This window comes from Proteus faecis (assembly GCF_030286765.1).
Classification (GTDB): Bacteria; Pseudomonadota; Gammaproteobacteria; order Enterobacterales; family Enterobacteriaceae; genus Proteus; species Proteus faecis.
The window spans coordinates 32413-58392 of sequence record NZ_JASVWV010000017.1 but is presented as its reverse complement, the minus strand read 5'-3'; the positions used below and the strand labels follow the sequence as shown (position 1 = coordinate 58392).

The following is a 25980-nucleotide window of genomic DNA, read 5'->3' as shown; positions in this document are numbered from 1 at the left end:
GCATACTGGAATTACAAGCGGCGGGACTCGTCGTTTCTGCCCATGGAGGCCAGCGTAAATCCGTCACACAGACGGTTGCGGTCTAAGAAGTGGGAAGCCTCGCCCGACAGGGCGGGGAGCAGTCACTTTCGGTATTAATGACATGATCTAGCTTGTTCAACTTAGACATGACATCTAATCCCTTCCTCGTAGCCTCTTTAAACGTGTTGTAGACAAGGATTTCAAATTCTGGCTTTAACCAAGCTGCATATCTAATAACGACTAACTCTAAAGCCCAAGTTCCCTGGTTGAGTCCACCTTTAATCACTTTAACCGATGCACTTTTTGTTGCATCGCTTAAAGCGTGAACAAATCGCCTTACTTGACGACTTTTCAAAAATGCACCAGGCCTTTGTGATTCCGTTGCTTTACCATCCGCAACAGCGGCCGCATGAAGATCATTTAAATTATATCTACCTTCACTATCAACACGGACAGACACACCATTAATACTTACTCTTGGATATTGCATAACGTATTACCTTCATTTGAAATGAACCCTCGTTCACATAGAAAATCAGCCCGTCGAAGCTCGCCAGCTATAACTGACTTTCTCGAAGGCTCATATCAAAGTGATTGGATTCGACGTTTTTGAATTGCTCTGTGAATGAGCGATGAAATGCGTATAAAAAAAGCCACCAGCGGTTAACTGATGGCTATCCATATACGTCACTAAATAAATGACGTTTGTAGAATTAAATATATTGATGTCTCTCCATCGTCACGCCCCTTCTTCTACCTACAGCTGACGTTGCTGATAATGACCGAAAAATAACAAAACGGTGGTATTCGTTGTTTTTGATTTCTCTTACACACTCAATGTGAGGAGAACATGTCATCGTTAATGTATGAGAACAGCGACAACGCAACGCATTAAAACATCATTACAAGAGGATTATTTTCTAAAAAATAGCGTTGATTATTAACAGATTGGTTTAGTCGATATTGGTAATCTATTGTTTTCACTCATACTAGTGAAAGCCCTGTGGGAGCCCAAACTCACAGGGTTATTTTTATCTTGCGTTTTTATTTAGGTAAGAAATAAGTTAATCAGAATTATCAATCTGGTATATATACTTACTTAAGCTATACTAACTAAAATCAACCTCGCTATACTCTTACTGATTGGTGTTTAGTTAGTTTGCCCATGCACCCATGCTGGGCTTTTTTTAGTTCACACACTCAACTCTAATGTAATCCTGCAACCCTTTAATCATCTGCTCTGACTCTGCAATTCGCTCTCTGAGTAACCAATAATTTCGGATAGCGGTGTCAGTAGGTCGGGCGGTGGTTGCATAAGCCAAGCTGGTGGCGGGAGTCGTCGTGCTTTTGGGACACTCGGCTTTGATATACACCCGCTCAGGATGACGCTCACTAATATCACGCAAGCGACTAATTTCATTCTTGGCATTCGCCAACTCCTGTATATATTGAATATCCAACTGATTTAATCGCATTATGCGTGCTTGATAATCAGTATTAATAGACTTCTGTTCTTCGAGAGCCACAGTTAGTTTTTTATTGGTATCTGTCAGTGAATTAATCCTGTTAGCTTGCCAGTTAATCACCCAATAACTACCCACAATGATGCCTACCATCGCAATGACGGCATAGAGTTTCCCGTATTTCATGATTAGTACCTATGATGTGAGAGAGCTATCTGACAGCGCTTTTCTAAACTAACTTGGTCTTTAGTACATGAGTTATCAATTAAGAGATAAATACCACCAGCGACTGTAATGAGTAATGCAAGGATAAAGCTGATAATGATGATTAAAGGTTTCCATGACATAGTGCTGACTCCGCCTCTCGACGACTGACAAGCCCTCGCCAAACCTTTCCACCCGCATATACCCAACGTTTTATTTCTTCACAGGCACCCGCTCTATCATCCGCATTTAATTTCTTGAGTAATGTTGAGCGAGCAAATGCTGTCATTCCTACATTAAAAGCAAAGGAATATAAAGCGGCTTTGGTGTAGTCATCGAGTGGTACTTTGATTAATGCATCGACTTGCTGTTGTGTCTTAATAAAATCGTTTTGTAATAACGCATCACATTCTTGTTGTGTATATGTCTTACCTTGAATAATGTCTTTGCCTGTATGCCCATAACAAACCGTCAAAACGCCTGCCACATCACGATAAGGTTCATAACGCACACCTTCAAAATGGGCTATCACTACTAATGCGATTGCTGTGGCTCCTGCTGTTGTTAGCGCCGCTATTTTCTGTTTGAGAGACATTAAATATCCTTTGGCGCTTTCACCATTAATTCAGCAAGTCTTTTTAACGTTTCAGTTGGGTTTTGCGGGTCAACATGACGAACAAGTTCTTCAAATAATTGAGTGCGTTTTCGTTGCTCTCGACGAGTCATAAAATAAGTGGCTAAACCAAGAAGCATGCTGAACGCCATCCCGATAACAAATCCCCATTCATATAATGAGAGGCTGGCAAAAAATGCCGTTAGGCCTGCGGTTCCGTAAGTAACATTGGTTAATTTTTCCATACGCATAGTCACCCCCAAAGGAGTGTCCGAGTTTAGTTACAGGAATGCAGACACACAGCTCTTGTGAAAAGTAATTAGAGTGTGATTAGTACTGTGATCTGCGTATTAGGAAAGGATAATTCTTGCAAAGCCCAAATAGTCCTTGCAGGTAAATTTGCTAAAGTGGCGATATCCGGCAAATAGTAGAGCCATTAACTTTTTTTATTTCAATGAGATTATTAGAAATAGCCATTAATGTGGCATTATTAATAGTCTCTAATTCACAGCTCGTTAATTGCATGCTAGCGAGCTGTTTTTGTAACTCAGCAATTTGCTTGCCTTGCTGAGTAACTTGTCGCATTAAGGTGCTCATTGTCATTTTTAATTGTTCATCACACATCATTCTCTCCTTATTCGCTTATTTGGATAAATTAAGTGCTTTTAATAAACCTTCAGGCAACTGCTCTTCCAGTGACGCATTAGAAACAATCACAAGGCCGTACATGGATATCCATGTATTCGTTTGTTGTAAGTGCCCTTGAATAAATTGCTTCGCTTTCTCTAACAAATAAACACAACTCTCTTGTGTGTTTTTGCGCCAATAGGATTCAATCGCCACCAGCAATGGGTCACCAGCATCACTAATTTTTTGCAAGCCGATCCGATATTGTTTTTTCCCTGCGGGAGATGTTGTGCAAATTAATTGGGTCAGTTGCTGAGTTTCACCATCAACCGTATGAATATTTACCGTTAAAATGGTTGAGATATTCATTTCACTGTCTGTTTCTGAGGCATAGTGAAGACTAAACTGTAATTCGCTTATCTCTTTTGACATAACATTTACCGATTTTTTTAGTTAATAAGGTGCCGACTCACAGCTCTTGTGTGAACGTGAGGTGTTGTGATTGATTCTGTGGTCGGCATATACGAAACCATTTCGAGCATATTCTCGACATGGTAGAAATGAAAAAGGCCACCGAAGTGACCTTTTATATTTGAATAATATTAATAGCGTGATTTAAACCATTTCATTGGTCGCTCACCAGCCTTCTCCGCCCACTTATTATACTCATTCACAAGCGCAGTGAGTTCATCATTAGCCATTTCAAACTCTTTTGATTTTTGATGAAACTCTTGAATATCTACCTCGTGAACCCTTTCGTACGGGTTAGGGTCTGGACAGTATTTTTCTGTCATTCCTTTGAATGCATTGTCACGCTTGCGAGCCGCATCTGCAATCTTAGACCTTAAGTGATGGCAGCGACCTAGAGCTTCGAAATCTATTTCAGTCATAAATGTATAATCCTTATTCATAATTAAATTGCGCATTAATTATACCCTCTATACTGAAAATACAAATCATTAAACCTTGAACGAAAAAAGACCGCCTAAGCGATCTTCTGAATGTGAACTATCCGGTAATTCCGGAGAGTTGGAATTGCCTACCTCACTCCCCCACCACACCAGAGCTTGGGGGACTACGAGACCTATCAGGTTTCTGCTATTAGCTTCATCAGTCGTAGTGTGCTCTGGCTCGGGTACCTACTTGGCAGGCCTTGGTACCGTATGACCTTTAAAATTTAGTTGAGCCTGCAAGAGTTACTTACAGGTTGCTATTCCCCCGAATTCGGGGAAATTAAAGTTTGAAATACCCATTACCGAAAAATAGAGAATCATTAAACTTCCGACTTCTTTCTTCACGCCCTTCTTCTGACAATTTATCGCGCTCAGTGTAAGGGTTGGCTTTTGCTAAATCAGCCCTAGTTGGATATTTAGAATCCATCGAATTCGTCATACATACAAACTCCAGATAACAAAAAACCCCGCCGAAGCGAGGTTTTATATATTCAACTATTTAATGCTTAACTCATTTGAGCTGTCATCACACTTTTGCAAAAGATACATTTTGCGCCATGTGGATTGTTCACTGTGACATCAAATTGTGATGTTCTATATTGTGAACCGCTACAACAAGGGCATTTAAAATAGAGGCGAATAGTAATAGCGCCTTTAGAGAGCCACCACGTTGCCTGCTGCTGGACCTTTCATACCATTTTCAATGGTAAATGAAACTTCTTGGCCTTCCATCAGAGATTTGAAGTCATCACTTTGGATTGCAGAGTAATGTACAAATACATCTTTACTTCCATCTTTAGGGGTGATGAAACCAAAACCTTTATCATCGTTAAACCATTTTACTGAACCAGTCATTGTATTAGACATAGAATTTCCTTTAATTTATTTAATTTGCCATAAGGCATATGCGGTTTGTTTTGTATTTTTACTTATGGGTATTAATTAGAAGGAATTCACAATGAAGAGGTATCGAGGATAACGCTAAACGGGAACAACTTTAAACTGACTAACATAAATAGGTCTGTACTTCCAAACCAGTGACGCTATTAAGCCATAGAAAAATTCAGATAGCAAACTTTATTTTTTAGCTGTAAATCAGATTACGTGCACCTCTAAAAAACACAACCTCGTTATACTCACGAGTTTTTTTTAATAGATAAACCATGTAATATCAAAACCATTATTAACACAATATATTGTGTTTTGTAATTACGCAAGACTATAAATAGGGTATTTTTTAATTATTTTATCCATATCTAATTTTACATTATCAACCGATAAACACCCTTCAATAAATCCTTCCGCTGCCTGTAATCGCTTAGCCACTTCATTATGCGAAATACCGAGTTTTGAAGCCATTGAACGCAAAGGATAATTCTTCACATAGTACATAATAACCAATTGAAACAAGTAACTATTATTTATCTTTAAATGTAATACCGCTTTATTGATTTTTAAGCCATCATCATCTGAACATTGCTCTTGGCTTCGTCTTGAACTTGGAATCAACCCTTTAAAACCTGCGGCAATTGATGAGTAATCGATACTATTTCCCTCATTAGCTGACCACGCTCCCCAACGCGATAAAACTTCCTGCATATCTCTCATACTAATGCTCCCCGTGCCGTATACACGTTAAACCAATGCCCCTATTCCTAATGAACGGTTTAGAAAAGAAAATAACAATTCGATTTGATTGCCATAAGTGGCTTCCCACAACTTGGGATCACGATGCAACTCATCATGGTGTTGCCGACATAATGGAATAGTGAATAAGTCATGAACTTTCGTTCCCATACCTCCCATACCATGGCCGATAATGTGATGTGGATCGTCAGCTTGTTGTCCGCAAACACAACAAGGCTGTATTTTCACCCATTGAAGCCATTGGGAATTCTCCCAACGTTGTATTTTAGGTTTCAAAAGGAATGACGCTAGTGGCTCAGGATCGATAGCAACTTTTGTGACTGGTCTTATCGTGTCTAATCGTTCATTCATTGTTGATAGTGCTGTTACATTGCTTGGAATAATATCTGCTTCAGGAAAACCACCATGTACCCTGCGCTCTTTAGGTTTTTCAGACCAATCCAAAATTTGACGTAATATCGCATCAGGTAATTCATCAACCAGTTTATGCATCACAGCAAATGAGAAAAAATCGGGTACTGTCAGCTGGTGGCCATTATCCAATCTTAAACGACTGCGAATAGTGTCTACCATCCAAGCAATACGATTTTTATGAGCCAATTCAGCAACCCACTCAGCTGATGAATGGCGAATATGATTATCATGGTACCAACAAGTCCGTATCACACCGTCTTTATGCCATGTGGTTGTTAATTCATGGTGATGATAACTGTCATGCTTATCGTTAATCTGACAACAATGGATATTTCTGCCTATCCACATATTCATCGATGACAATCCCCCCATAGCTTGGATAATTTTTTTATTATTCAAAAAATCAACAATGCCCTTGTTATCCAATAATGGCTGTTCATTTCCTGTTAATGCCCCAGAAGGCCATTTATCTAAACTTTTTGGTACATCGCTAATAATCACGCGAGAATGTGGTTTAAATTGCTTAAGCAACTCCGCTCCAGGCTTCAATAAAACAACGCCAAGGTCAGACTGAATATAGGGCGTTAAGAGTAGTTTCATTAAATCTCATCCCCAACTTTATATTCAGCCCATAACCCTGCAATCCACTTCACACCTTTAGTAGTAAACCTTGATTGTGCAAAAGCGTGGTTATTTTTTGGGTTCGTTCCCGTTTTTATCTCAAAGCGACCAAGATCGACATGAGTTTGATAAGGCGTAAACGTATTATTCAAGCGATACATAATTTTCTTATCAATTAAAAAACAGCGAAAATCGGTTTCTTTCGCCTGCAGTAATTTACACACTTGTCGAAACGTCATAGAACCATGGGATAAAACATAATTATCAACAAACTGAGCCTTAGGTGTCGCAATCGCCAGTTCACTTTCCAATTTTTGTTTTTCTTCTGCTAAGTCTGCTGCTAATCGCAATGCTTCTGGTAATGTTTGAGGAATGACTGGCTGCATTTTTGATTCTAATTCCTGCCAGCGATCAACTATTTTTGCTGTGAACTGAGGTGACAATCGAGCTACCAACACCAGAGAGTCTCTTTTATTAAAACGATATTCAGTATATTGATTGCCGTTATGTTCAAAAGGGAACTCAGCCAATGGCTGGGTTAAAATTTGAGCAACAAAAAGCCTATCGGCAGAACGCTTAACATCGGAATGATTACTTCCCGTTAAACTGGCAATCTCTCGACTCGACATAGTTAATTCACGATTCATTATGGGTAATACTGAAACTTCCATTATTTTTTGCATCATGCTATTTCTCTCCACGTTTTACTCGTGACCGTACATCACGTGATTAAATGGGCAGATTGTTCTCTCCTTCACAATATCCATTAACATCAACTCAGGCATAAGTACCCCATAACCCAATCAGTAATGTCACTACAAACCAAAAACCAACGAACAAAATGTATTTAGTTAGCATTACTGAGCCTCCTGTAACATTTCTATCGCTTGCTTCCAAATGCTGTTCCATGCTTGGCGACCTGAAAACTCACTCATACGACGAATGCCTGTTTTACCTGCTAGCTCAAGTGCAATTTCTTCAATGCGGTTTTTAGGTTTAGAGCGAGAGCCAATCAAGCGGGAAAAGGCGCAGTCACGTTCAACGGTGTCAACTTGAACTTTTGGTTCATTCCTTGGCTCTTGGCTACGGACAGTGAGTTCATCAAAGTGTTTACGTAATTTTCGAGGACTTAAAATATTTTTGTGCCAGAATGAATCTTTGTTAGCCCAATCGAACAAGGCACAAATTTGCTCATGGGTACGCCCATCGATTTGGCGCATCAGGCGGATATCGTTCGCCCAGTCATACCAAGTAGGCTCTAATGCGGAGGGATTCAGTTTTTTAACACGACCAAACATCCATTTCGCTGTTTTTAAATCATCTTCATCCCCCCATTTCTGCCCATTAGCGCTGTAAATTACTGCTTCAGGATAACGAGTTAAAAAATCATTTTTCGACTGGTCGCTGGATTCGTCAGAATTCTGCGACGAATGATCTGTTTCTGTTGTACTCTCTGAAGTAATCTCTGTTGTATTCTCTGTAAGAACAGGCCATTTTGACCCGTTCAGAACAGCACATTTTGCACTGTTTGATGGTTTCAATTTGCGCTTATCGATAAGGTCATTTTGAACTGTTCGATCAGATGAATTATCACCGTTCGACTGGGTCATATTGACCTCATCGGTCAGCAAGTGATGAGCGTAGTTAATCGCATAATAATTAGTACGATCATGGTTCGATTTATTGATTTGCTCGATGCGTAAAACACCCTGCTTTTTCAAATTAGCAAAAGCGCGTTTAATCGTTGATTCAGAGAAAAAAGGAAATTGCTCCTTCCACTCTTCAACGGTGTTATAAATCCAGCGTGAGCCGTCATATTCAACACCTGAAGTAGTTTCAGTTAGCCAATATTGAATTTGCTGTAATAACATCGCCTCATTTAAACCGAGACGTACCGCTAATTCAGGAATAACGACTAAAGGGCGACTTTTTAGTAATAATAAACTCATCTTGCCACCTCATTACTTAATACGTGTGTACTTTTCTTTAAATCGCTGTACAGGTTCACATTGCGGATCATCACAGCCATCCAGCATAAAAATGACGCGCTGTTTTTCTCTGTCATAACGAACAACATGAACAACAATACCTCGGTGATTTTTGTAGTAGCGATCAAGTTGGTTTGGGTTCTCATTGCTCATCGCCCCACTCTCCACTTGAAAAATAAAAATCAGCCCATGCCTTTTTAAGAGACTGTCTATCTACCAAACCTGTTTTTTGTTGGTAGTTGTTTGGTTGTTCGTCAGAGACTATGATTTCTACATAGCGAAATGACTGACTACCCGAGACAGGTAAACAACGGAATTGCTTTTTAGGTATTAAATGCGCTAATCTACCCATGCTAATTTCTCTTCACATAATTGAAATTTGCAAACCGAAGCCAGAGGCCGTACACCTTTGGCTTCACCCTTTCTGAATATAACCATCTTTAATTTCTCTTTTGATGTAACGAAACAAACGCATTCATAAATGTGCGGATCTGCGAAATTAATCCATCCAACATCATTTTTATTTTCTGTTCTTCTTCGTTATCAATAACGCCATCAGCCAAGCTATCTTTCATCAATAACGCTAATCTCCCCTGCATTTCGTCAATGTTGTTGCGTAATGTGAATAACTCTGTTGTGTCTAATTCAGCAGGGCTGACTCTATCCACCAACAAGCGATTTGATTCACGAGCAATAAATTCAGCAAATAAAACGGTCTTAGAAATATCTTGCATCGCTAATAACTCGTTTAAATCAAACGAACGACAACCGTTTTTCTCATAAAGCTTGTTATTAAATGATGTTAATGACAGGCCAAGCGCTCCAGCCATAGCCTCACGTCCACCAGCCGTCGCCTCACACATTTCTTTCACTACCTGTTTTATTGATTGGTTACTCATTTCCTACCCTTATTGATAATTTCTTGTAGTTAAATCGTTTGAATGGTTTTGTTATTGTTTTGGTAGAGAATTGGCTTCAGTTGGATACAGATCAGGACGCAATTTATTTCTCGGTATGCCTGTTACGAGTTCAACTAACAAAACTTTGTCTGAAGGAATACGTTTGTTTCTATTTAACCAATTCCATATTTGCTGTTGTTTTACCGTTTTACCTGAAACATCAGTTATTAACTTAGCTAAGCGAGTTTGCCCTCCTGACTTATCAATTGCTTTTTTTAAACCAATAACACAATCAATGTTGGTTGTTTTACTCATAACACCCCCAAGTTGTCAATACAACTTAATATTAATATATAACAACCAGATTAACAACATAAAGGTGTTGGATAATTAAACACTTAAAGTTGTAAAATGTATTTCCAAACAAATGGAGGTTGTTATGTCAATCGCAGAAAGGTTACTCTCTGCTAGAGTAAAGGCTGGTTTAAGCCAAGCCGAATTAGCAGATAAGGTGGGAGTTAGTCAGCAATCGATTCAAAAAATTGAATCAGGACAAACACTGTTTCCCCGCAAAGTTGAAGATATCGCACATGCAGTAGGAGTCTCGGCTCATTGGTTACAATTTGGTGCTCCTGATGAAAATGGTGCAAAGACAGATTTTAATGTCAAAGAGTGGGAAGAAATAGAACAGCACCAAGATGATTTTATTGGCATACCTGTATTAGATATAGAATTATCCGCAGGCTGTGGAGCAAATGCAGAATTAATAGAACAAGAAGAATACACATACCCATTCCGCAGAGATGAATTGAGAAGATATAATGTTAATGCAAGAAATGCCCGAATAGTAAAAATTATTGGGAATAGCCTGTACCCTGTATTAAATAGTGGTGATTTAGTTGCCATAGATACCAGTAAACGAGATATACGAGATGGTGATCTTTATGCTATACGTGACGGAGTTTTACTAAGGGTAAAAATACTTGTTTATCAATCAGATGGTGGGATAATTATTAAAAGTTTTAATAAAGATGAATACCCTGATGAGCGACTTAATAAAAATGAGATGGCTGCTCGGGTACATATTATTGGCAGAGTTTTCTGGTCATCGAGAAGTTGGTAACGACATTATTAACAACTTTTCTGTAATTGTTTTACATTAGGCTTTCACTTACTAACCTCAATGAAAGCCTTCTCTATCATCTATTAGCGTAGACTGAAAAAACTCTAAGCTTAAGAGCCAATAGCAAAAGATGAATATGCCATCGACAACAAAATTCCTATATTTTTAATGTTCCAACTATATTGACTCACATCCCTACAAATTAAAATTTCTACCAGTTAAACAATAGCCTACTGATATAACGTCTAGAATCCCCTCAGCCAAAAACTAACCAAAATTCAATATATAGAAACTACTCTAGTGCTCATTAACCATGCCATCTTTTTTACTTCCAATACACAAAAACAACATAAAGTTGTTGACTTTTTTATTTCAACAACTAATATAACAACTAAAAGGTGTTTTAAATAAAGTATTAATTACAACTTAGAGAAAACATTATGACAACTGCCCCACAATCTTACACCCAGATAATTTAACGAATAACCAGTACTGATGCAGTTAAATGGATGAGAGAAAAATTACAGTCTTTTGACCACTTATCTGAATTGTATGTGAGGCGTGATGTGCTGGTAACTCAATTAGAATGCGTTAATGCTGAAATAGCTGAGTACACAAATAAAAGTGCTATTCAGATACAAAAAAATGATTTTATGTGTGAAGAGAACGTGTGAAAAGAAACAATGGCTGGCTGAGTCTTTAACCATTAACGGGGGTGTGGTGATAATGTTCTGCTCAGTCAGCCATTTTTATCAAATCTAACAATAAATAAGGGTACTGGTATTGCTTGTGAAATGTCTTATCCGGGTTGTATCAACTCGCTAGTGCCCTTTCTTATTGTGTGAAGAGATAACATGAGGTTATAGAAATGAGCCAAGAAGATCGTAAGACAAATGTCCCTGACTTTCTTTCTGAATTAGATGCTGGCGTTTTTGAAAATAAAGTCTCTGCTGTTTTAAATGATGTGGCTTTAGGCGTTTTAAATAATGGTGGAAAAGGCAAAGTCACTATTGAATTAGATTTTGCTCGCATTAGTAATTCAATGGAAGAAAAACGAGTTGAAATAACTCATAAGCTTAAATTCTCTGCACCAACACCTAGAGGAAAACGGACTGAGGAAGATACCACCAAAACACCTATGTACGTGGGTAAAGGTGGCAAGTTGACCATTATGCAAGAAGATCAAGGTCAATTATTTTCTTTACAAGGTCAACCCGAAGGTAAATTAAAAGCCATTAATTAGTTTTCTTATTTTTAATTAAACCTGTCCATTTAATTTAATACTTTTAAATAAGTAGGAGTTTACTCATGTCTCAATTAGACAGTAATGCTATTTCGCAAATTCAAGATATGACAGTGGCTTCATTAAGTCTCAATGCAATAGAGAAGTCATTATGCCCAGCGATTGTGCTTCCGAATGACTTTAAAGTAAGTAGTTTAGAAAATTTACAAGAATGTCGTTTCCGTTTTCGCGGGGAAATGAAAACAACCAGTATCAGCGACTTTGTTAAATACTCAATCAAGAATGCGATAGAAGAAGGTGTTAGTTGCTTTATTGATGCCGATGAAATGAGAGCAGAAACTATTTTTAATCTCGGCACAATAGGTAAAGCAGGTCATGCTGATAACACTGCTATTGTGAAATTAAAACAAACCGCCCCATTCACAGCATTATTAAAAATGGATGGTGTTAAATATCGTCAAAAACAATTAGCCGAGTGGTTAGAAGATTGGCACGATTATTTAATGGCATTTGATGCTGACGGTAATGTTTTAGATATCAAACAAGCTATTTCTGCTGTTCGTCGTATTACGATTGAATCAACACGCTCTGCTGAACATGAAGATGCTGATTTTAGTGCTAAGCGCTCAGTGTTAGAAAATGTTGAAGCAAAAAGCAAAGACATTATGCCTGCCACATTCCAGTTTACTTGTACTCCTTATGACGAATTAAAAGAACGTAGCATTAAATTACGTTATAGCGTACTCACTGGTGATGATATTCCCGTTTTAGTCCTTCGAATCATTCAACTTGAAAAACTTGAAGAACAAATCGCTCAAGAGTTTCGAGATTTGCTTTGCAATGAATTCGATGAAAGCAAAATCGAAACATTCATTGGTAAATTTTCAGCCTAATTAATCGCCCAAATGCCACTAATTTAGTGGCATTTGTAAATTGTGTGGAGAGAATAATGTCTTATATTGCAACTGCAACAAATAAACATTTCTATTATCTCGATGTACGGATCGAAGATATAGATATTCAAGATATTGCCAGTGGCCTTGCTAATGAATGTCGCTTTAATGGGCAGATTGATAATTTCTATTCTGTTGCTCAACACTCGGTATATGTCAGCTATTTAGTTGCTCCTGAATATGCTTTAGAAGCCTTACTTCATGACGCTAGTGAAGCTTATATCAAAGATCTACCATCCCCACTTAAAAAACTATTGCCTGAATATAGGTTAATTGAGTTACGTGTAGAAAAGATGATCCGAAAAAAGTTTGGATTGCCATCAACTATATCTGACTCTGTTCATTTTGCTGATCTAATGATGCTAGCAACTGAAAAACGTGATTTAGAAATTGACGTTGGTAGTAATTGGTTAATGCTTGAAGGTATTCCAGCAAGTGATTTTGTTGTTAATCCATTAACCCCACCACAAGCAAAAGCTCAGTTTTTGCGTCGTTTTAACGAGCTTTATAAAGGAATATAAAATGGCTAACGGATCAGTAAATAAAGTAATCATTATTGGCAATTTAGGGCGAGATCCTGAAATTCGCTATCTTCCCTCTGGTGGTGCTGTTGCTAACTTAGCTGTGTCCACAAGTGAAAAATGGCGTGATAAACAAACGGGTGAAAACCGTGAAAAGACAGAATGGCATCGTGTTGTTTTGTTTGGAAAGCTCGCAGATATCGCCAGTGGCTATTTGTGTAAAGGCTCACAAGTTTATATCGAGGGACAATTACAAACCCGAGAATGGGATGATAACGGCGTTAAACGTTATACAACAGAAATTGTTGTAAAGGTTGGAGGCACAATGCAAATGCTGGGTGGTGCTAGTAAATCAGCAGGAACACAACCAGCACAACAAAACCAACCACCAGCTCAACCTCAAGCACAAAGTAGTCAGCCACCAATGGATTTTGATGATGACATTCCATTTGCTCCGATTGGGCTTATGTATCCTCGCTATTTAATTAATGTAATAGGTGGATGATATGAAAAAGCTTGGAATTATTTCTGATAATAAAGAATGTAGAGAATGAAAAATAAATGCATCCATTGCAATAAAAAACTAAACGATGAAGAGTTGTTTTATTATGGAAACACTTGCGATAAATGTGAACATCATTTCATAACTCTATTTCATGGAAGTAAATTTTAAATAATCATTTCAATGAGTAAACTATATTTCAGAAAAATAATAAGCCTATCAATAAAGTCAATAAGTAATTAACAAGTATATTTAAAACTGTGTACGGACAGTGTGGAGAGAAAATATGAATACTGTATTTTTATTAATGGCTGAATATGAAACATCTCAAATTCCTCTATCTGTTATTGCAGAAAAATTCCTTAATATTTCACCAAATTATGCAGATAAAAAAGCAAATTTAGGAGAGTTGCCTTTTCCAACATATAGAGAAAATCAGAAATCTGGTCGTTTAGTTCATATAGTAGATTTAGCCGAATGGATAGATAAAAAAAGAGAAACGGCTAAAAAAGAATTAGATTTACTTCAATAATATTATGAATATTAAACAAGCTGGAAATAAAATATAACCAGCTTGTTATCAATTATTTGTATTAGCCCAGACTTGACGTTTTTCACCAGCAGAACGATTTAACCAGTGTGTTGCATCCACCGATTGAACTCACAGCGAAGAACTGATGGTGATCTCATGATCATGTGTTGATTTTGTTTAAAATGGGTGAAAATATATGAATTACTGGAGTAGCTGGTTAAATTTCAATTAGTCAAAATAAATAATTACAGGTGTGTGGTATGTCAGAAAATAAATATCAGTACGTTCCCCCCAGAATTAAATGCTGGCTATCATATTGTTTTTATTATAGATCTCTTACCTGGCGCTGATAGAGACAAATATAAAATAACGGACAAATTAAAATAGATACTCGATAATGAGTCACTACCTATTGCAACCGCTTTCCCAAATAATAAAGAAGAATTAATATTTTCTTTTAAAATTCAATGCGGGGCTGGGCAAAAGAAGGGACGAAATACTTTTTGCAATTCGTTGAGCATGGATGTGAATATGGAATTAAAGTTGGAAGTGAAATTGTGGCATGGAAAGCACTTACAGAGCATTTTGAAAAAGTGAATGCTCTTAGTAATAATACCTTATTGTTGAATATGAGCACTTGCAAAGGCATAAATGCTATAAAAGCAACTGCGTCTGATGGCAAGTATTTTTTTCGGTGTTATTGGTGCAACTGAAAATCTTTTAGTAAAATATGCAATACAAATAAATGAGACGCTTTATAAAAAAATGATGGAGGGAAAGTCACTTAAAAAAATAATACCGGAAATAAACACCGAATTAAATAAAGAAGTCCTATTTATATTTTCTACAGAAGGTTTTAGAATGCTCAATAAATGAGTCAGAACTGACTCTAAAAATTAGTTATTTATATGATGCATCCTAAAATTGACCTTCTTTTTAGAATTGCATAAGGAGAATAAAATGGATGTCAATGAGCTTAGAGAGACTCTCATTCAGCATAATGGTCTTCAAAATACTGATGAAGTCTATACGCTGTATTATGATGAAACAAATAATATCCGAAGGCTATATTTAAAAGATTCTAGATTTAATGTTAACAAGGCGGATAATTTCGTCCTTGCGGGAATACTACACAAAGGGTTAAGTACTGACAGTGATTATTCAACTCTATTTCAAATGCTTAATCTTCAAAAAAACACCCATGAGCTAAAACTCAAGCATATTGCTAAGGGTAATTTTTTGGATATGCTTAAATCTGATAAGCTTTTAATTATTCTAAACTGGCTTATCGAAAATAAATTCTATATCCATTATTTTAATCTTAATATCACATATTGGTCTGTTATTGACATTATTGACTCTATTATTGGCGAGTTACATCATCCTTTTTATATCATGAATCACATGTCACTTAAGAGCGATTTTTATGAGCTTGCCAATAGCAATTCTGATGTTTTCTTGAATGCTCTATATGAATTTAACTACCCAGATATTCCAGAAGAAAAAGCTCATGAGTTTTGCCAATGGCTTATCGATTTTACATGCATGCACAGTTGTATGCTTTCGGATTATCGAGCGAGTGCACTCGAAAATTTGGTTAAAGAATCTCAGAAAATCGAAGATCTACCGTTCATATCGGGATTTCATGGTCGAGAACTGATCGATAGCTTTATGGTGTTTTATTTAAGGAACTTGTATCTATTTAAAAATTCCATTCACATATTTGATGAAGAAAAAAGTATTCAGGATGAAGTTAAAAAATTCCCGTTAACTGAAAATGGCATGCCAATACAGAATCATGAATTCGTTAAATCCCACAACTCAGAGGCTATCCAACTATCTGATGTTATCGCAGGCTTTTTGGGTAAGTATTTTTCTTACTTAAAAGATGTAAATGATGAGCAATTAGTGCTTGATAAGGCAGGCTTAACTAGCAAGCAAGTTAAGACGCTTTCTGCGTTAAAACACATTATTGATGCTTCTGATGATATTAGCAGAGGATTTTTTAATGTAGTTTGCAGCGAGGGAGAGCAACGAAGAAATAACTGGTTTTTACATGGTGTAAAACTGTAAGAATTAAAGTCTACTTTTGGCACAGACCTGCCTATCAGATTAGATTTTGGTCTGTGCCATAGCTGTGTCAGGTCAAATCTGAGCTAATACAAATTATTAATCTAAGAATTCAAACTCATCAACATTAAATTGCTCTACTTCTGGCATCCAACTCATATCACTCCATATTTCTTCTAAAGCATCAGTTATTTTATCTTTCTTTTCGTTTGCCTTTAGTCCATCAACAATTAATTTAGTTTGCGATCCCCATAACGTGCTAATCTCTAGCTCAGGATAAAAAGAAGCAAGTTTCCTTTTCACCTCTCTTTTAAGCGCATCAAACATGTCAGGATGAGTATTTTTTTTCATTGATTGATCAAAAATTAACTTTATATGGATCATAAACACCTCACTATACTGTTTATCCATACAGTATAATTTTGATGATAAAAAAATCAACTTTTATTCAATTTATTGAACTTGTCATGTAATGATTTAGGGTATAACTCTGTATAAACTTGCCACAAAACATTTAAGGATCTATGCCCTGTTACTTGAGCCACTTCTTCAATAGTAAAACCCGCTTCAAACAAACGACTAGCCCCCTCTCTCCTTAAATCATGGTATCTAAGATCTTCAATCCCTAACGCATTTCTAGTACGCTGAAAACCTGCAGTAACTGATTTAGGGTTATAAGGAAAAATTCTATCGCTTGTTTTTGGTTGTTTATTCAATATTGTCCATGCATCACCAAGTAAAGGTACTGACATATGGTTGCCTGATTTTTTACGCGGATCTTTTCTATCTCTAACAATTACTGATCTGTTTTTCTCATCAACGTCTGCCCATAGAATTTTGCACACTTCACCAATTCGCATGCAACTAAGAATAGAAAAATCTAAAATATCAACATAAGGGATAATGCACTCTCTGTGTTTGCTTCGTTTTTTAAGCGCTTCTCTTAGTTGTTTTAATTCTCCTTTTTGAGGTCTACGACTACGCCGTTGCGATTTACCGATCAATCCCATTTGAATGAGTAATGGACGAGCTTCATATGCAGGATTAGATGTATACTCTATACCGTAAATAGGTTTCGCTGTTTTTAATACTGAGGTTAAATAACTAATGTCATGATTAATTGTCGAAGGTGATGCACCTGACGCATGTCTATGCCTGCAGTGATCAACAATATGTGAAACGGTCAGTTCTGTTAACCCATATTTAGACAAATCAGAATCAAATAGCATTTCTAAAACATACCGTTTTGTCCTTCCCGCTTTTCCACCAAGATTTGGATCATTTAAATATTTAAACAGTAAATCTCTGACTGTTATTTTTGTTGCATCAGTTGGATCTGGTATGCCGTTTTGCTCTAGTTCTAAAACGCGTTTAGTTCCCCATGTCTTAGCATGCGCCTGCTTTGTGAATGTTCTGCTTTCGTTATAAATTCGCTTTCCACCAGCTTTCACAGAAACAGAGCATCTGTATCGTGCAGTACCGTCTGCTCTATCACGTTTTGATATGGTATAGTAAGCCATCTCTATATAAATCCTCTTTCACTCTCAGTGAGGACACCAAAATTTGGTGTCCTCACTGGTGTCCTGATAAAGAAAAAATACACTAAAATAGGTTATAATGCACGAAAATACACCAACCGATAAAACATTAAAAAACAAGCAAACACAGGGCATTCAAGGCAATTACCCACTTAATAGATTTTCTGTTGCGCCGATGCTCGATTGGACTGATCGTCATTGTCGTTATTTCTTTCGTCAATTAAGTAAAAATACGTTGCTTTATACTGAGATGGTGACAACTGGTGCCATTATTCATGGTAAAGGCGACTATCTAAAATACAGTGATGAAGAACACCCAGTCTCTTTGCAATTAGGCGGAAGTGATCCTCAAGCTTTAGCGCAATGTGCAAAATTGGCACAAGAGCGTGGTTATGATGAAATTAATTTAAATGTAGGTTGCCCTTCAGATCGCGTACAAAATGGGCGCTTTGGTGCTTGTTTAATGGGAGATGCGCAACTCGTCGCAGATTGTGTGAAAGCTATGCGTGATGTGGTTGATATCCCTGTTACAGTAAAAACGCGCATTGGGATCGATGACCAAGATAGCTACGAATTTTTATGTGATTTTATTGATACGGTTAGTCGCGATAATAATTGCGATACTTTTATTATTCATGCACGTAAAGCATGGTTATCAGGTTTAAGTCCAAAAGAGAACCGTGAAGTTCCACCTTTAGATTATCCCCGTGTTTATCAATTAAAGCGTGATTTCTCGCATCTCACAATGGCGATTAATGGTGGTATTAAGTCACTAGAAGAAGCTAAGGAACATTTAAAATATATGGATGGTGTTATGGTTGGTCGTGAGGCCTATCAAAACCCGTCAATTTTAGCGCATGTTGATCATGAACTTTTTGATAATCAATTGCCTATTGTTGATGCAGTCGCTGCGGTAAGAGCAATGTATCCTTATATTGAAAAAGAACTCTCACAAGGTACTTATTTAGGTCATGTTACACGTCATATGTTGGGAATATTCCAAGGTATTCCGGGCGCTAGACAATGGCGTCGCCATTTAAGTGAAAATGCTCATAAGCAAGGTGCTGATTTAGCTGTATTAGAAAATGCCCTTAAATTTGTGACTGAAAAATAATTAAATAATAAAACCAGCCATCTAATGGCTGGTTTATTCTTATTAAAGTAATGAGAAGAAGCGATTATAATTTGCAATTAAATAAGCAATTTGAAATTCAAAAGCTTCTTTTACTTCACTCTTACCCTCTTCTGAGCTTTCTTTCTTTTTAATATCAAAAAAGGCATTTTGCATTAATTGAACTGATACATCCATCGATTTTTGGAATGCTGATAAATTATTATTTTCACCAAAGCGTTTAAATAATGCATCTATCTTTTCATCAGCCACATCACGAATAAACTGTAACTCAACATTACTGACTTTATTATCTTCATAAATAAAATCAATAAAATCCTTTAATTCATCCTTTTGCATAAATGCTCCATATTCCATTAATAAAAATCACGAAAACATAAATTAAAAGAGATAGCGTTAAAAATAAATATAAAATAAAAATAAGGTTTTTTTTTGATAATCAAACTGGAAATGATTTATATTTATTAATAATAAATACTCAAAACCTATTTAATTTATTTTAAATAGGTTTTAGTCTTTAAAAATAATAATTAAGGAATAAGTAAGCTTGATCCTTGAGATTGTCTACTTTCAAGATAACGATGTGCATCTTTCGCATCAGCTAAAGCAAATTTCTGATTATCAGGCACACTTACATTAATTTTACCGCTACCAATTAACGCAAATAACGCTTCACTTGCAGCATCTAGCTCTTCACGCGTTGTGATATAACCCGAAATAGATGGGCGCGTCACATATAGAGAACCTTTTTTATTGAGAATACCTAAATCAACACCAGTTACAGCACCTGATGCATTACCAAAACTCACCATTAAGCCACGGCGTTGCAAGCAATCTAACGAATCTAACCAAGTTGATTTACCAACAGAGTCGAAAACAACAGGCACTTTTTGGTTATTAGTTAGCGCCAAAACACGTTCCACAATCGACTCTGTCTGGTAATTAATCACCTCCCATGCGCCAGCGGCCTTTGCTTTAGCAACTTTTTCATCACTACCTGCTGTACCAATCATTTTTGCTCCAATGGCTTTTGCCCACTGGCTTGCAATTAAACCAACGCCACCAGCAGCAGCGTGAAATAAGAAGGTTTCACCCGCTTGTAATTTATAGGTTTCATAGAAAAGATAATAAACCGTTAATCCTTTTAAAAAAGAGGCGGCGGCTTGTTCAAAAGAGATATTATCAGGCAGACGAGCCACTTTATTTTCTGGTACATTATGCGTATCGCTATAAGCTCCTAGCGGAGATTGCGCATACACAACTCTGTCCCCTTCCTTTAGTGATGTCACTTTAGCGCCAGTTCTGATAATAATGCCTGCTGCTTCAGTGCCTAATCCACTTGGGAATTGGCTTACAGGATATAATCCGCTACGTACATAAGTATCAATATAGTTAATACCAATTGCCTTATTGGCAACTTGAACTTCATGATCGCCAAGAGGTGCAGGTGCAAATGTTGCTAACTCAAGGACATCTGCATCACCATGAGTTGCAAATTGAATACGTTGAGCCATTACTATCTCCTTTGTAGGATAAGAGGTTAAATAAGCGAGCGCAAAAAGACCTTTAGAGATAATGACAAAGGATAGCTATTTCTACAAGGCACAGATAATTGGGTTAGCGTATACTAATATGCTGACTGAGACTTTTTCGATTTTATGCAGGATTTATGGCCAGAAACAAGACCACTGACAAGCTGATGTCTGATATTAAAGACCGACAAATGGAGGGATTAAAGCTACCTCCCCATTCGCTGGAAGCAGAGCAGTCCGTGTTAGGCGGTCTGATGATAGATAATGAACGTTGGGATAATGTTTCGGAGCGCGTCACCGCAGAAGACTTTTATAGCCGACCTCATCGTACTATTTTCTCACAAATGCAACGTTTGTTGGAATTAGGCAAACCTATCGATCTTATTACGCTATCAGAAGCATTAGAGCAAAATGCAGAACTAGACAGTGTAGGTGGTTTTGCTTACTTAGCTGAACTTTCAAAAAATACGCCAAGTGCAGCGAATATCAACGCTTATGCAGATATCGTCAGAGAACGTGCTGTTGTTCGCGATATGATAAAAGTCGCCAACGAAATTGCAGATGCAGGTTTTGATCCTCAAGGGCGCACCAGTGAAGATCTACTCGACTTTGCTGAATCAAGAGTGTTCCAAATTGCTGAGACAAGAGCCAACAAAGACGAAGGTCCTAAAGCAATAGATGCCATTTTAGAAGAGACTGTTGAAAAAATAGAACAGCTCTATCAAAAGCCTCATGATGGTGTAACAGGCGTTTCAAGTGGTTATCAAGATCTTGATAAAAAAACGGCTGGATTACAAAAATCAGATTTAATTATTGTCGCTGCGCGTCCTTCTATGGGTAAAACCACATTTGCCATGAACTTATGTGAAAATGCGGCAATGACAGAAGAAAAACCCGTACTTATCTTTAGCTTAGAGATGCCTGGCAACCAAATCATGATGCGTATGTTGGCATCATTATCTCGTGTCGATCAAACAAGAATTCGTACTGGTCAGCTTGATGATGAAGATTGGGCTCGTATTTCGAGCACCATGGGTATTTTGCTTGAAAAACGCAATATGTATATCGATGATTCATCAGGTTTAACACCAACAGAAGTACGCTCTCGTGCTCGTCGAATTTATCGTGAACATGGCGGTTTAAGTCTTATCATGATTGACTACTTACAGCTAATGAGAGTACCTTCATTATCTGAAAATAGAACACTAGAAATTGCTGAAATTTCCCGTTCTTTAAAAGCATTAGCTAAAGAATTACAAGTTCCTGTGGTTGCTCTATCACAGTTAAACCGTAGTTTGGAACAACGTGCTGATAAACGCCCGGTTAACTCCGACTTACGTGAATCAGGCTCTATTGAGCAAGATGCTGACCTTATCATGTTTATTTATCGTGACGAGGTTTACCACGAAAGTAGTGATTTAAAAGGGGTTGCAGAAATCATCATCGGTAAACAACGTAATGGCCCAATTGGTACAGTAAGGCTTACCTTTAACGGTCAATGGTCACGCTTTGATAATTACGCTGGCCCTGCTTACGACGATGAATAATCACTCACTTTGACTTAATTAAAGGAAGTATTGGAATAATATGAAAGCGGCAACCGCAGTGATAGATCGCCGCGCTCTGCGTCACAATTTTCAGCATGTGAGAGACTATGCCCCACATAGCCACCTGATAGCTGTCGTGAAAGCAAACGCTTATGGTCATGGGTTATTAGAAACAGCATATACCTTAATGGATAATGCCGATTGTTTTGGTGTTGCGCGTATTGGTGAAGCATTAACCTTACGCAGTGGAGGTATTGTAAAACCCATTCTTCTGTTAGAAGGCTTTTTTGATGTCATCGACCTACCTATTTTGGTCGTCAACCACATTGAAACTGTTGTTCATAGCCAAGAACAATTAGAAGCATTAGAACAAGCCGACTTAGATGAACCTGTCAAAGTATGGATGAAAATTGATACGGGAATGCATCGTTTAGGGGTAAGACCTGAAGATGCGCAAGCCTTCTATTTACGACTTTCCGCCTGCAAAAATGTACAACAACCTATCAATATTGTAAGCCATTTTAGTCGTGCGGATGAGCCAGATGCACCTGAAGCGACACAAAAACAAATCTCACTATTTCAAGATTTTATTCAAGATAAAGCCGGTGATAAGTCTATCGCAGCTTCTGCTGGTATTTTATTTTGGCCCCAAGTTCATTATCAATGGGTTCGCCCCGGCATTATTACTTATGGTATCTCCCCTACTGGTGATGAAAGAACGGGTAAAGACTTTGGCTTAATTCCTGCAATGACGCTAAAGACAAGCCTGATTGCCGTTCGTAAACATAAAGCGGGTGAACCTGTTGGTTATGGTGGCACATGGGTAAGTGAAAAAGACACTTATCTTGGTGTGATCGCTATTGGTTATGGTGATGGTTATCCTCGTAGCGCACCTTCAGGTACACCTGTGTGGATCAATGGTCGAAAAGTGCCTATTGTTGGCCGAGTTTCAATGGATATGATCAGCGTCGATTTAGGGACTGAACTGATTGATTGTGTCGGTGATGAGGCTATTTTATGGGGAGATGTGTTGCCCGTAGAAGAAATTGCCAAATATAGTGGTATTAGCGCCTATGAATTGATTACGAAATTAACCTCGCGCGTCATCATGGAATACCTAGACGAACAATAATACACACGATATTGTATCCCTATGACACACTAAAAGTGATTGGAGAAGAAGCCGTGTTTCAACAGGTTGAAGCGTTTCCGGGAGATCCGATTCTCTCATTGATGGATGTTTATAACAAAGACCCGCGTCAGGATAAAATTAATTTAAGCATCGGTCTTTATTATGACGAAGAAGGCAAGACCCCTATTTTAGGGACTGTTTCTGTCGCACGTCAGCAACTCAATGCCATGACACCTACCGCAACACTTTACCTTCCAATGGAAGGGCTAGCCCCTTATCGCAGTGAAGTTCAAAAGCTCCTTTTCGGTGCAGATAATCCTCTAATTGCAGAAAAGAAAATTGCTACAATCCAAACATTAGGTGGATCAGGTGCATTAAAAGTGGGCGCTGATTTTCTGCATCGCTATTTCCCAGGATCAGAAGTGTGGATAAGTGATCCAACTTGGGATAATCATGCTTCTATTTTTGCAGGCTCGGGTTTCAAGGTGAATAACTACCCTTACTTTGATCCTGAAACCAAAGGCGTAAAATTTGAAGCCCTATTAGATTGCTTTAAAAAGCTACCTGAAAAAAGCATTGTATTGATGCATCCATGTTGCCACAATCCGACAGGCTCTGATCTGACTAAAGATCAATGGGATCAAGTCACTGAAGTATTAAAAGCTCGTCAAGCAATTCCATTCTTAGATATTGCTTATCAAGGCTTTGCTGAAAATTTAGATGAAGATGCTTACGCGATTCGTACTATGGCAAAAGCAGGACTGCCAATACTTATCAGTAACTCTTTTTCAAAAATATTTGGGATCTACGGTGAACGTGCTGGCGGCTTATCGATTGTTTGTAATAATGCCACTGAATGTGAACATGTATTAGGTCAGTTAAAAGCAGCTGTACGTCGTATCTATTCAAGCCCAGCAAACTATGGTGCACAAATTGTCAATAAAGTGCTATCAGACCAGGTTTTGACTGCACAATGGCAAAAAGAAGTTGCACATATGCGTGATCGCATTAAAGAGATGCGTGTTACGTTAGTCAAAGCTTTAAAAGTTGCACTACCTGAAAAGAATTTTGATCATCTATTAACTCAACGCGGTATGTTCAGCTATACCGGCTTTACACAAGCACAAGTTGATAGATTACGTGACGAATTTGGTATTTATCTTGTCGGTACTGGTCGTGTATGTATGGCTGGTGTTAACACAGGTAATGTTCAGCGTATTGCTCAAGCCTTTGCGGCTGTGAGTATTTAAGCCAATCAACGTCATTTCATGATAAAAAATACCTGCCTATTTTCATAGACAGGTATTTCTTTTACTCCATCACAACATCACTGTCATTTTAAGCTTTTGCCTTTTATATATTGACAGCTTGCTTCTTTTCCCCAGCATTACGGCGCGCTTTTTCTTCCATTATCTCAATGATTTGAATATCTGTATGTTGCATTGCACGACTCGCTAATGCACAGAGATTCGCTATTGAGCTATCAACATTGTCGCTGACAATACCATCAGTACCCGCAACACTTTGATTTTGCATCGCCATCAATACTGCTTTATAAGCACTTGCTGCACTACTGGATACTTTCATTGCACAGCTATTCGATGCACCATCACAGATAATGCCACTGATATCACCAATCATACTGTTGATAGACATACTGACAGTGGTGAAATCTTTTGTGAGCAACCATGCCATTCCTGCGGCTGCTCCCATTGAAGCGGTTGTTGCAGCACAAAGGGCGGAAAGTGGTGGAAAATGACTATGAACATAAATTGCCATTAAATGAGATAAAACTAATGCACGTAGTAAAGTTTCATCATCTGCTTTAATAAATTCAGCAACAACCATTACGGGCAATGTTGCGGCAATACCCTGATTACCAGAACCTGAATTACTCATTGCAGGTAATACCGCTCCTCCCATACGAGCATCAGATGCTGCTGATGCCCTGATCATGATTTCATTAAGTAAGTCTTTACCTAATAAACCTTTCTCTTGCTGCAGAATTAAGGTACGACCAATGGCTAATCCATAGGTGTTTTGTAGCCCCTCTTCTGATAAAGCACCATTTAAACGAGCAGCATTAAGCATAAACTCAATTTCACTCACTGGCACATTAAGTGCGAAGTTATAGATATCTTCAGCACAAACATCAGTAAAAGGCTTTTCATCAGTACATGCACAATTATTGGTAAGCGCTGATTTGTCTTCTTCAAAAACAACATTACCATTACATTCACAACGAACAACGTGTGTATGCTCTCTTGCAATACTGACGATGGCATAACCAGATTGGCTATACACTTTCGCTTCAGAGTAAAGAACATCTTCACAAGGTGCTTTTACACCAACGGTGACTTTACCTTGAGCAACCAGTGTTTTAGCTTCAGCAACCGCATCAGTGGATGCTTTTAACAAGACCTCCAATCCAGCATCAGGATCTCCACCTGTCGCACCTAATGCTGCCGCAATAGGTAGCCCAGCCATTCCCGTTCCCGGCACTGTTACGCCCATTCCGTTTTTCATCAAGTTTGGCGAAACCCAAGCTTCGATACGAATAACTGGCTCTCCTAAAAGCGCCGTTGCTTTCGCTGCTGCCAATGCTAATGAAATTGGCTCAGTACAACCGACTGCAGGCTTAACACCTTCACGTAACTGACGAACAAACTGTGACCATAAATGAGAATTTTTGTTCTGGCTCATAA

35 protein-coding genes and 2 pseudogenes are annotated in these 25980 nt (G+C 37.9%); 13 read left to right on the top strand and 24 right to left on the bottom strand.

Features of this window, described 5'->3' with window-relative positions; translation table 11 throughout:
- A pseudogene (locus tag QSH13_RS16520) lies at positions 1-86 on the top strand (RNA-guided endonuclease InsQ/TnpB family protein); the annotation flags it as partial.
- Positions 87-94: 8 nt separating this feature from the next.
- On the opposite strand, the pseudogene QSH13_RS16515 reads toward QSH13_RS16520, so the two are convergent.
- The 19 genes and pseudogenes from QSH13_RS16515 to QSH13_RS16425 form a co-directional block, all read right to left on the bottom strand.
- A pseudogene (locus QSH13_RS16515) lies at positions 95-511 on the bottom strand (KilA-N domain-containing protein); the annotation flags it as partial.
- A gap of 697 nt (positions 512-1208) precedes the next feature.
- Positions 1209-1670: a lysis protein gene (locus QSH13_RS16510; RefSeq protein ID WP_286039365.1), complete on the bottom strand. Its 462-nt coding sequence runs from the start codon at positions 1668-1670 to the stop codon at positions 1209-1211.
- A 2-nt stretch (positions 1671-1672) separates the two neighbouring features.
- On the bottom strand, positions 1673-1831 hold the full coding sequence (locus QSH13_RS16505) for a hypothetical protein (protein ID WP_004244729.1): 159 nt from the start codon (positions 1829-1831) through the stop codon (positions 1673-1675).
- Positions 1813-2283 carry a lysozyme gene (locus tag QSH13_RS16500; protein WP_196556811.1) on the bottom strand — a complete coding sequence of 157 codons (471 nt, stop codon included), beginning with the start codon at positions 2281-2283 and terminating at the stop codon, positions 1813-1815. The genes QSH13_RS16505 and QSH13_RS16500 overlap by 19 nt, the downstream gene beginning before the upstream one ends.
- Entirely contained in the window at positions 2283-2552 is a 270-nt protein-coding gene (locus tag QSH13_RS16495) for a phage holin family protein (RefSeq protein ID WP_036905789.1), read from the bottom strand. Before QSH13_RS16495 ends, QSH13_RS16500 begins: the two co-directional genes overlap by 1 nt.
- Positions 2553-2703: 151 nt before the next feature.
- Entirely contained in the window at positions 2704-2925 is a 222-nt protein-coding gene (locus tag QSH13_RS16490) for a hypothetical protein (protein ID WP_103004806.1), read from the bottom strand.
- A gap of 18 nt (positions 2926-2943) precedes the next feature.
- Positions 2944-3360 (bottom strand): hypothetical protein, encoded by a 417-nt coding sequence (locus tag QSH13_RS16485; protein ID WP_286039366.1) that lies wholly within the window; start codon positions 3358-3360, stop codon positions 2944-2946.
- A gap of 170 nt (positions 3361-3530) precedes the next feature.
- Positions 3531-3854, bottom strand: coding sequence for a hypothetical protein (locus QSH13_RS16480; protein ID WP_161750384.1), 324 nt, complete (start codon positions 3852-3854; stop codon positions 3531-3533).
- 307 nt (positions 3855-4161) lie between these two features.
- Positions 4162-4320 carry a hypothetical protein gene (locus QSH13_RS16475; protein WP_286039367.1) on the bottom strand — a complete coding sequence of 53 codons (159 nt, stop codon included), beginning with the start codon at positions 4318-4320 and terminating at the stop codon, positions 4162-4164.
- A gap of 67 nt (positions 4321-4387) precedes the next feature.
- Positions 4388-4528, bottom strand: a complete 141-nt coding sequence (ymcF, locus tag QSH13_RS16470; RefSeq protein WP_418312483.1) for a cold shock small protein YmcF — start codon at positions 4526-4528, stop codon at positions 4388-4390.
- A gap of 7 nt (positions 4529-4535) precedes the next feature.
- Entirely contained in the window at positions 4536-4748 is a 213-nt protein-coding gene (gene cspE, locus QSH13_RS16465) for a transcription antiterminator/RNA stability regulator CspE (protein WP_041701226.1), read from the bottom strand.
- Positions 4749-5090: 342 nt separating this feature from the next.
- A complete protein-coding gene (locus tag QSH13_RS16460; RefSeq protein ID WP_004247136.1) occupies positions 5091-5489 on the bottom strand; it encodes an antiterminator Q family protein in 399 nt (132 codons plus the stop codon).
- A 27-nt stretch (positions 5490-5516) separates the two neighbouring features.
- The gene (locus tag QSH13_RS16455; protein ID WP_286039368.1) at positions 5517-6542 is read right to left on the bottom strand and encodes a DUF968 domain-containing protein; all 1026 of its coding nucleotides are present in this window, start codon (positions 6540-6542) and stop codon (positions 5517-5519) included.
- Positions 6542-7249, bottom strand: a complete 708-nt coding sequence (locus QSH13_RS16450; RefSeq protein ID WP_235365662.1) for a phage antirepressor KilAC domain-containing protein — start codon at positions 7247-7249, stop codon at positions 6542-6544. Before QSH13_RS16450 ends, QSH13_RS16455 begins: the two co-directional genes overlap by 1 nt.
- 171 nt (positions 7250-7420) lie before the next feature.
- Entirely contained in the window at positions 7421-8512 is a 1092-nt protein-coding gene (locus QSH13_RS16445; protein ID WP_286039369.1) for a phage replication protein O, read from the bottom strand.
- Positions 8513-8524: 12 nt separating this feature from the next.
- Positions 8525-8704 carry a DUF4222 domain-containing protein gene (locus QSH13_RS16440; protein WP_004247132.1) on the bottom strand — a complete coding sequence of 60 codons (180 nt, stop codon included), beginning with the start codon at positions 8702-8704 and terminating at the stop codon, positions 8525-8527.
- Positions 8694-8903 (bottom strand): hypothetical protein, encoded by a 210-nt coding sequence (locus tag QSH13_RS16435; RefSeq protein WP_196738781.1) that lies wholly within the window; start codon positions 8901-8903, stop codon positions 8694-8696. The genes QSH13_RS16440 and QSH13_RS16435 overlap by 11 nt, the downstream gene beginning before the upstream one ends.
- An 88-nt stretch (positions 8904-8991) precedes the next feature.
- Positions 8992-9450, bottom strand: a complete 459-nt coding sequence (locus QSH13_RS16430) for a YmfL family putative regulatory protein (protein WP_196738782.1) — start codon at positions 9448-9450, stop codon at positions 8992-8994.
- A gap of 51 nt (positions 9451-9501) precedes the next feature.
- The gene (locus tag QSH13_RS16425) at positions 9502-9765 is read right to left on the bottom strand and encodes a transcriptional regulator (RefSeq protein WP_196738783.1); all 264 of its coding nucleotides are present in this window, start codon (positions 9763-9765) and stop codon (positions 9502-9504) included.
- 124 nt (positions 9766-9889) lie between these two features.
- Here QSH13_RS16425 and QSH13_RS16420 point away from each other — a divergent pair, with 124 nt between their 5' ends.
- The 8 genes from QSH13_RS16420 to QSH13_RS16385 all read left to right on the top strand — a co-directional run bounded on the left by QSH13_RS16420 (position 9890) and on the right by QSH13_RS16385 (position 16397).
- A complete protein-coding gene (locus tag QSH13_RS16420) occupies positions 9890-10573 on the top strand; it encodes an XRE family transcriptional regulator (protein ID WP_135017330.1) in 684 nt (227 codons plus the stop codon).
- Positions 10574-11441: 868 nt separating this feature from the next.
- Positions 11442-11816, top strand: coding sequence for a YfdP family phage-associated protein (locus QSH13_RS16415; protein WP_099075721.1), 375 nt, complete (start codon positions 11442-11444; stop codon positions 11814-11816).
- A gap of 65 nt (positions 11817-11881) precedes the next feature.
- Complete coding sequence (locus QSH13_RS16410) at positions 11882-12709, top strand: YfdQ family protein (RefSeq protein WP_196738784.1); 828 nt, start codon at positions 11882-11884, stop codon at positions 12707-12709.
- A gap of 56 nt (positions 12710-12765) precedes the next feature.
- Positions 12766-13290: an HD family hydrolase gene (locus QSH13_RS16405; protein ID WP_196738785.1), complete on the top strand. Its 525-nt coding sequence runs from the start codon at positions 12766-12768 to the stop codon at positions 13288-13290.
- Position 13291: 1 nt separating this feature from the next.
- Positions 13292-13795 (top strand): single-stranded DNA-binding protein, encoded by a 504-nt coding sequence (gene ssb, locus QSH13_RS16400; RefSeq protein ID WP_196738786.1) that lies wholly within the window; start codon positions 13292-13294, stop codon positions 13793-13795.
- A 283-nt stretch (positions 13796-14078) separates the two neighbouring features.
- Complete coding sequence (locus tag QSH13_RS16395) at positions 14079-14324, top strand: pyocin activator PrtN family protein (protein WP_135017183.1); 246 nt, start codon at positions 14079-14081, stop codon at positions 14322-14324.
- Between the two features lie 675 nt (positions 14325-14999).
- Positions 15000-15200 carry a hypothetical protein gene (locus QSH13_RS16390; RefSeq protein ID WP_196738787.1) on the top strand — a complete coding sequence of 67 codons (201 nt, stop codon included), beginning with the start codon at positions 15000-15002 and terminating at the stop codon, positions 15198-15200.
- An 84-nt stretch (positions 15201-15284) separates the two neighbouring features.
- Positions 15285-16397, top strand: a complete 1113-nt coding sequence (locus QSH13_RS16385; RefSeq protein WP_196738788.1) for a DUF3800 domain-containing protein — start codon at positions 15285-15287, stop codon at positions 16395-16397.
- A 96-nt stretch (positions 16398-16493) separates the two neighbouring features.
- On the opposite strand, the gene QSH13_RS16380 is transcribed toward QSH13_RS16385, so the two are convergent.
- Together QSH13_RS16380 and QSH13_RS16375 are read right to left on the bottom strand one after the other, a co-directional pair.
- A complete protein-coding gene (locus QSH13_RS16380; RefSeq protein WP_196738789.1) occupies positions 16494-16778 on the bottom strand; it encodes a DinI-like family protein in 285 nt (94 codons plus the stop codon).
- Between the two features lie 53 nt (positions 16779-16831).
- On the bottom strand, positions 16832-17914 hold the full coding sequence (locus QSH13_RS16375) for a tyrosine-type recombinase/integrase (protein ID WP_196738790.1): 1083 nt from the start codon (positions 17912-17914) through the stop codon (positions 16832-16834).
- A 97-nt stretch (positions 17915-18011) separates the two neighbouring features.
- Here QSH13_RS16375 and dusA point away from each other — a divergent pair, with 97 nt between their 5' ends.
- Complete coding sequence (dusA, locus tag QSH13_RS16370) at positions 18012-19046, top strand: tRNA dihydrouridine(20/20a) synthase DusA (RefSeq protein WP_286039370.1); 1035 nt, start codon at positions 18012-18014, stop codon at positions 19044-19046.
- Between the two features lie 42 nt (positions 19047-19088).
- On the opposite strand, the gene QSH13_RS16365 is transcribed toward dusA, so the two are convergent.
- Both QSH13_RS16365 and QSH13_RS16360 read right to left on the bottom strand, forming a co-directional pair.
- Positions 19089-19403: a hypothetical protein gene (locus QSH13_RS16365; protein WP_228407347.1), complete on the bottom strand. Its 315-nt coding sequence runs from the start codon at positions 19401-19403 to the stop codon at positions 19089-19091.
- 191 nt (positions 19404-19594) lie between these two features.
- A complete protein-coding gene (locus QSH13_RS16360; protein WP_109398342.1) occupies positions 19595-20578 on the bottom strand; it encodes a quinone oxidoreductase in 984 nt (327 codons plus the stop codon).
- Between the two features lie 155 nt (positions 20579-20733).
- On the opposite strand from QSH13_RS16360, the gene dnaB reads away from it, so the two are divergent.
- Genes dnaB through QSH13_RS16345 form a run of 3 tightly spaced genes read left to right on the top strand, consistent with a single transcriptional unit; the run spans position 20734 to position 24525 of the window.
- On the top strand, positions 20734-22143 hold the full coding sequence (gene dnaB / locus QSH13_RS16355; protein ID WP_023583065.1) for a replicative DNA helicase: 1410 nt from the start codon (positions 20734-20736) through the stop codon (positions 22141-22143).
- Between the two features lie 40 nt (positions 22144-22183).
- A complete protein-coding gene (alr, locus tag QSH13_RS16350) occupies positions 22184-23275 on the top strand; it encodes an alanine racemase (protein ID WP_109407057.1) in 1092 nt (363 codons plus the stop codon).
- Between the two features lie 53 nt (positions 23276-23328).
- The gene (locus QSH13_RS16345; RefSeq protein WP_286039371.1) at positions 23329-24525 is read left to right on the top strand and encodes an amino acid aminotransferase; all 1197 of its coding nucleotides are present in this window, start codon (positions 23329-23331) and stop codon (positions 24523-24525) included.
- Positions 24526-24628: 103 nt separating this feature from the next.
- Here the strand turns inward: QSH13_RS16345 and QSH13_RS16340 are convergent, their stop codons facing one another.
- Positions 24629-25978 carry an L-cysteine desulfidase family protein gene (locus QSH13_RS16340; RefSeq protein WP_109398345.1) on the bottom strand — a complete coding sequence of 450 codons (1350 nt, stop codon included), beginning with the start codon at positions 25976-25978 and terminating at the stop codon, positions 24629-24631.
- Positions 25979-25980 lie beyond the last annotated feature (2 nt).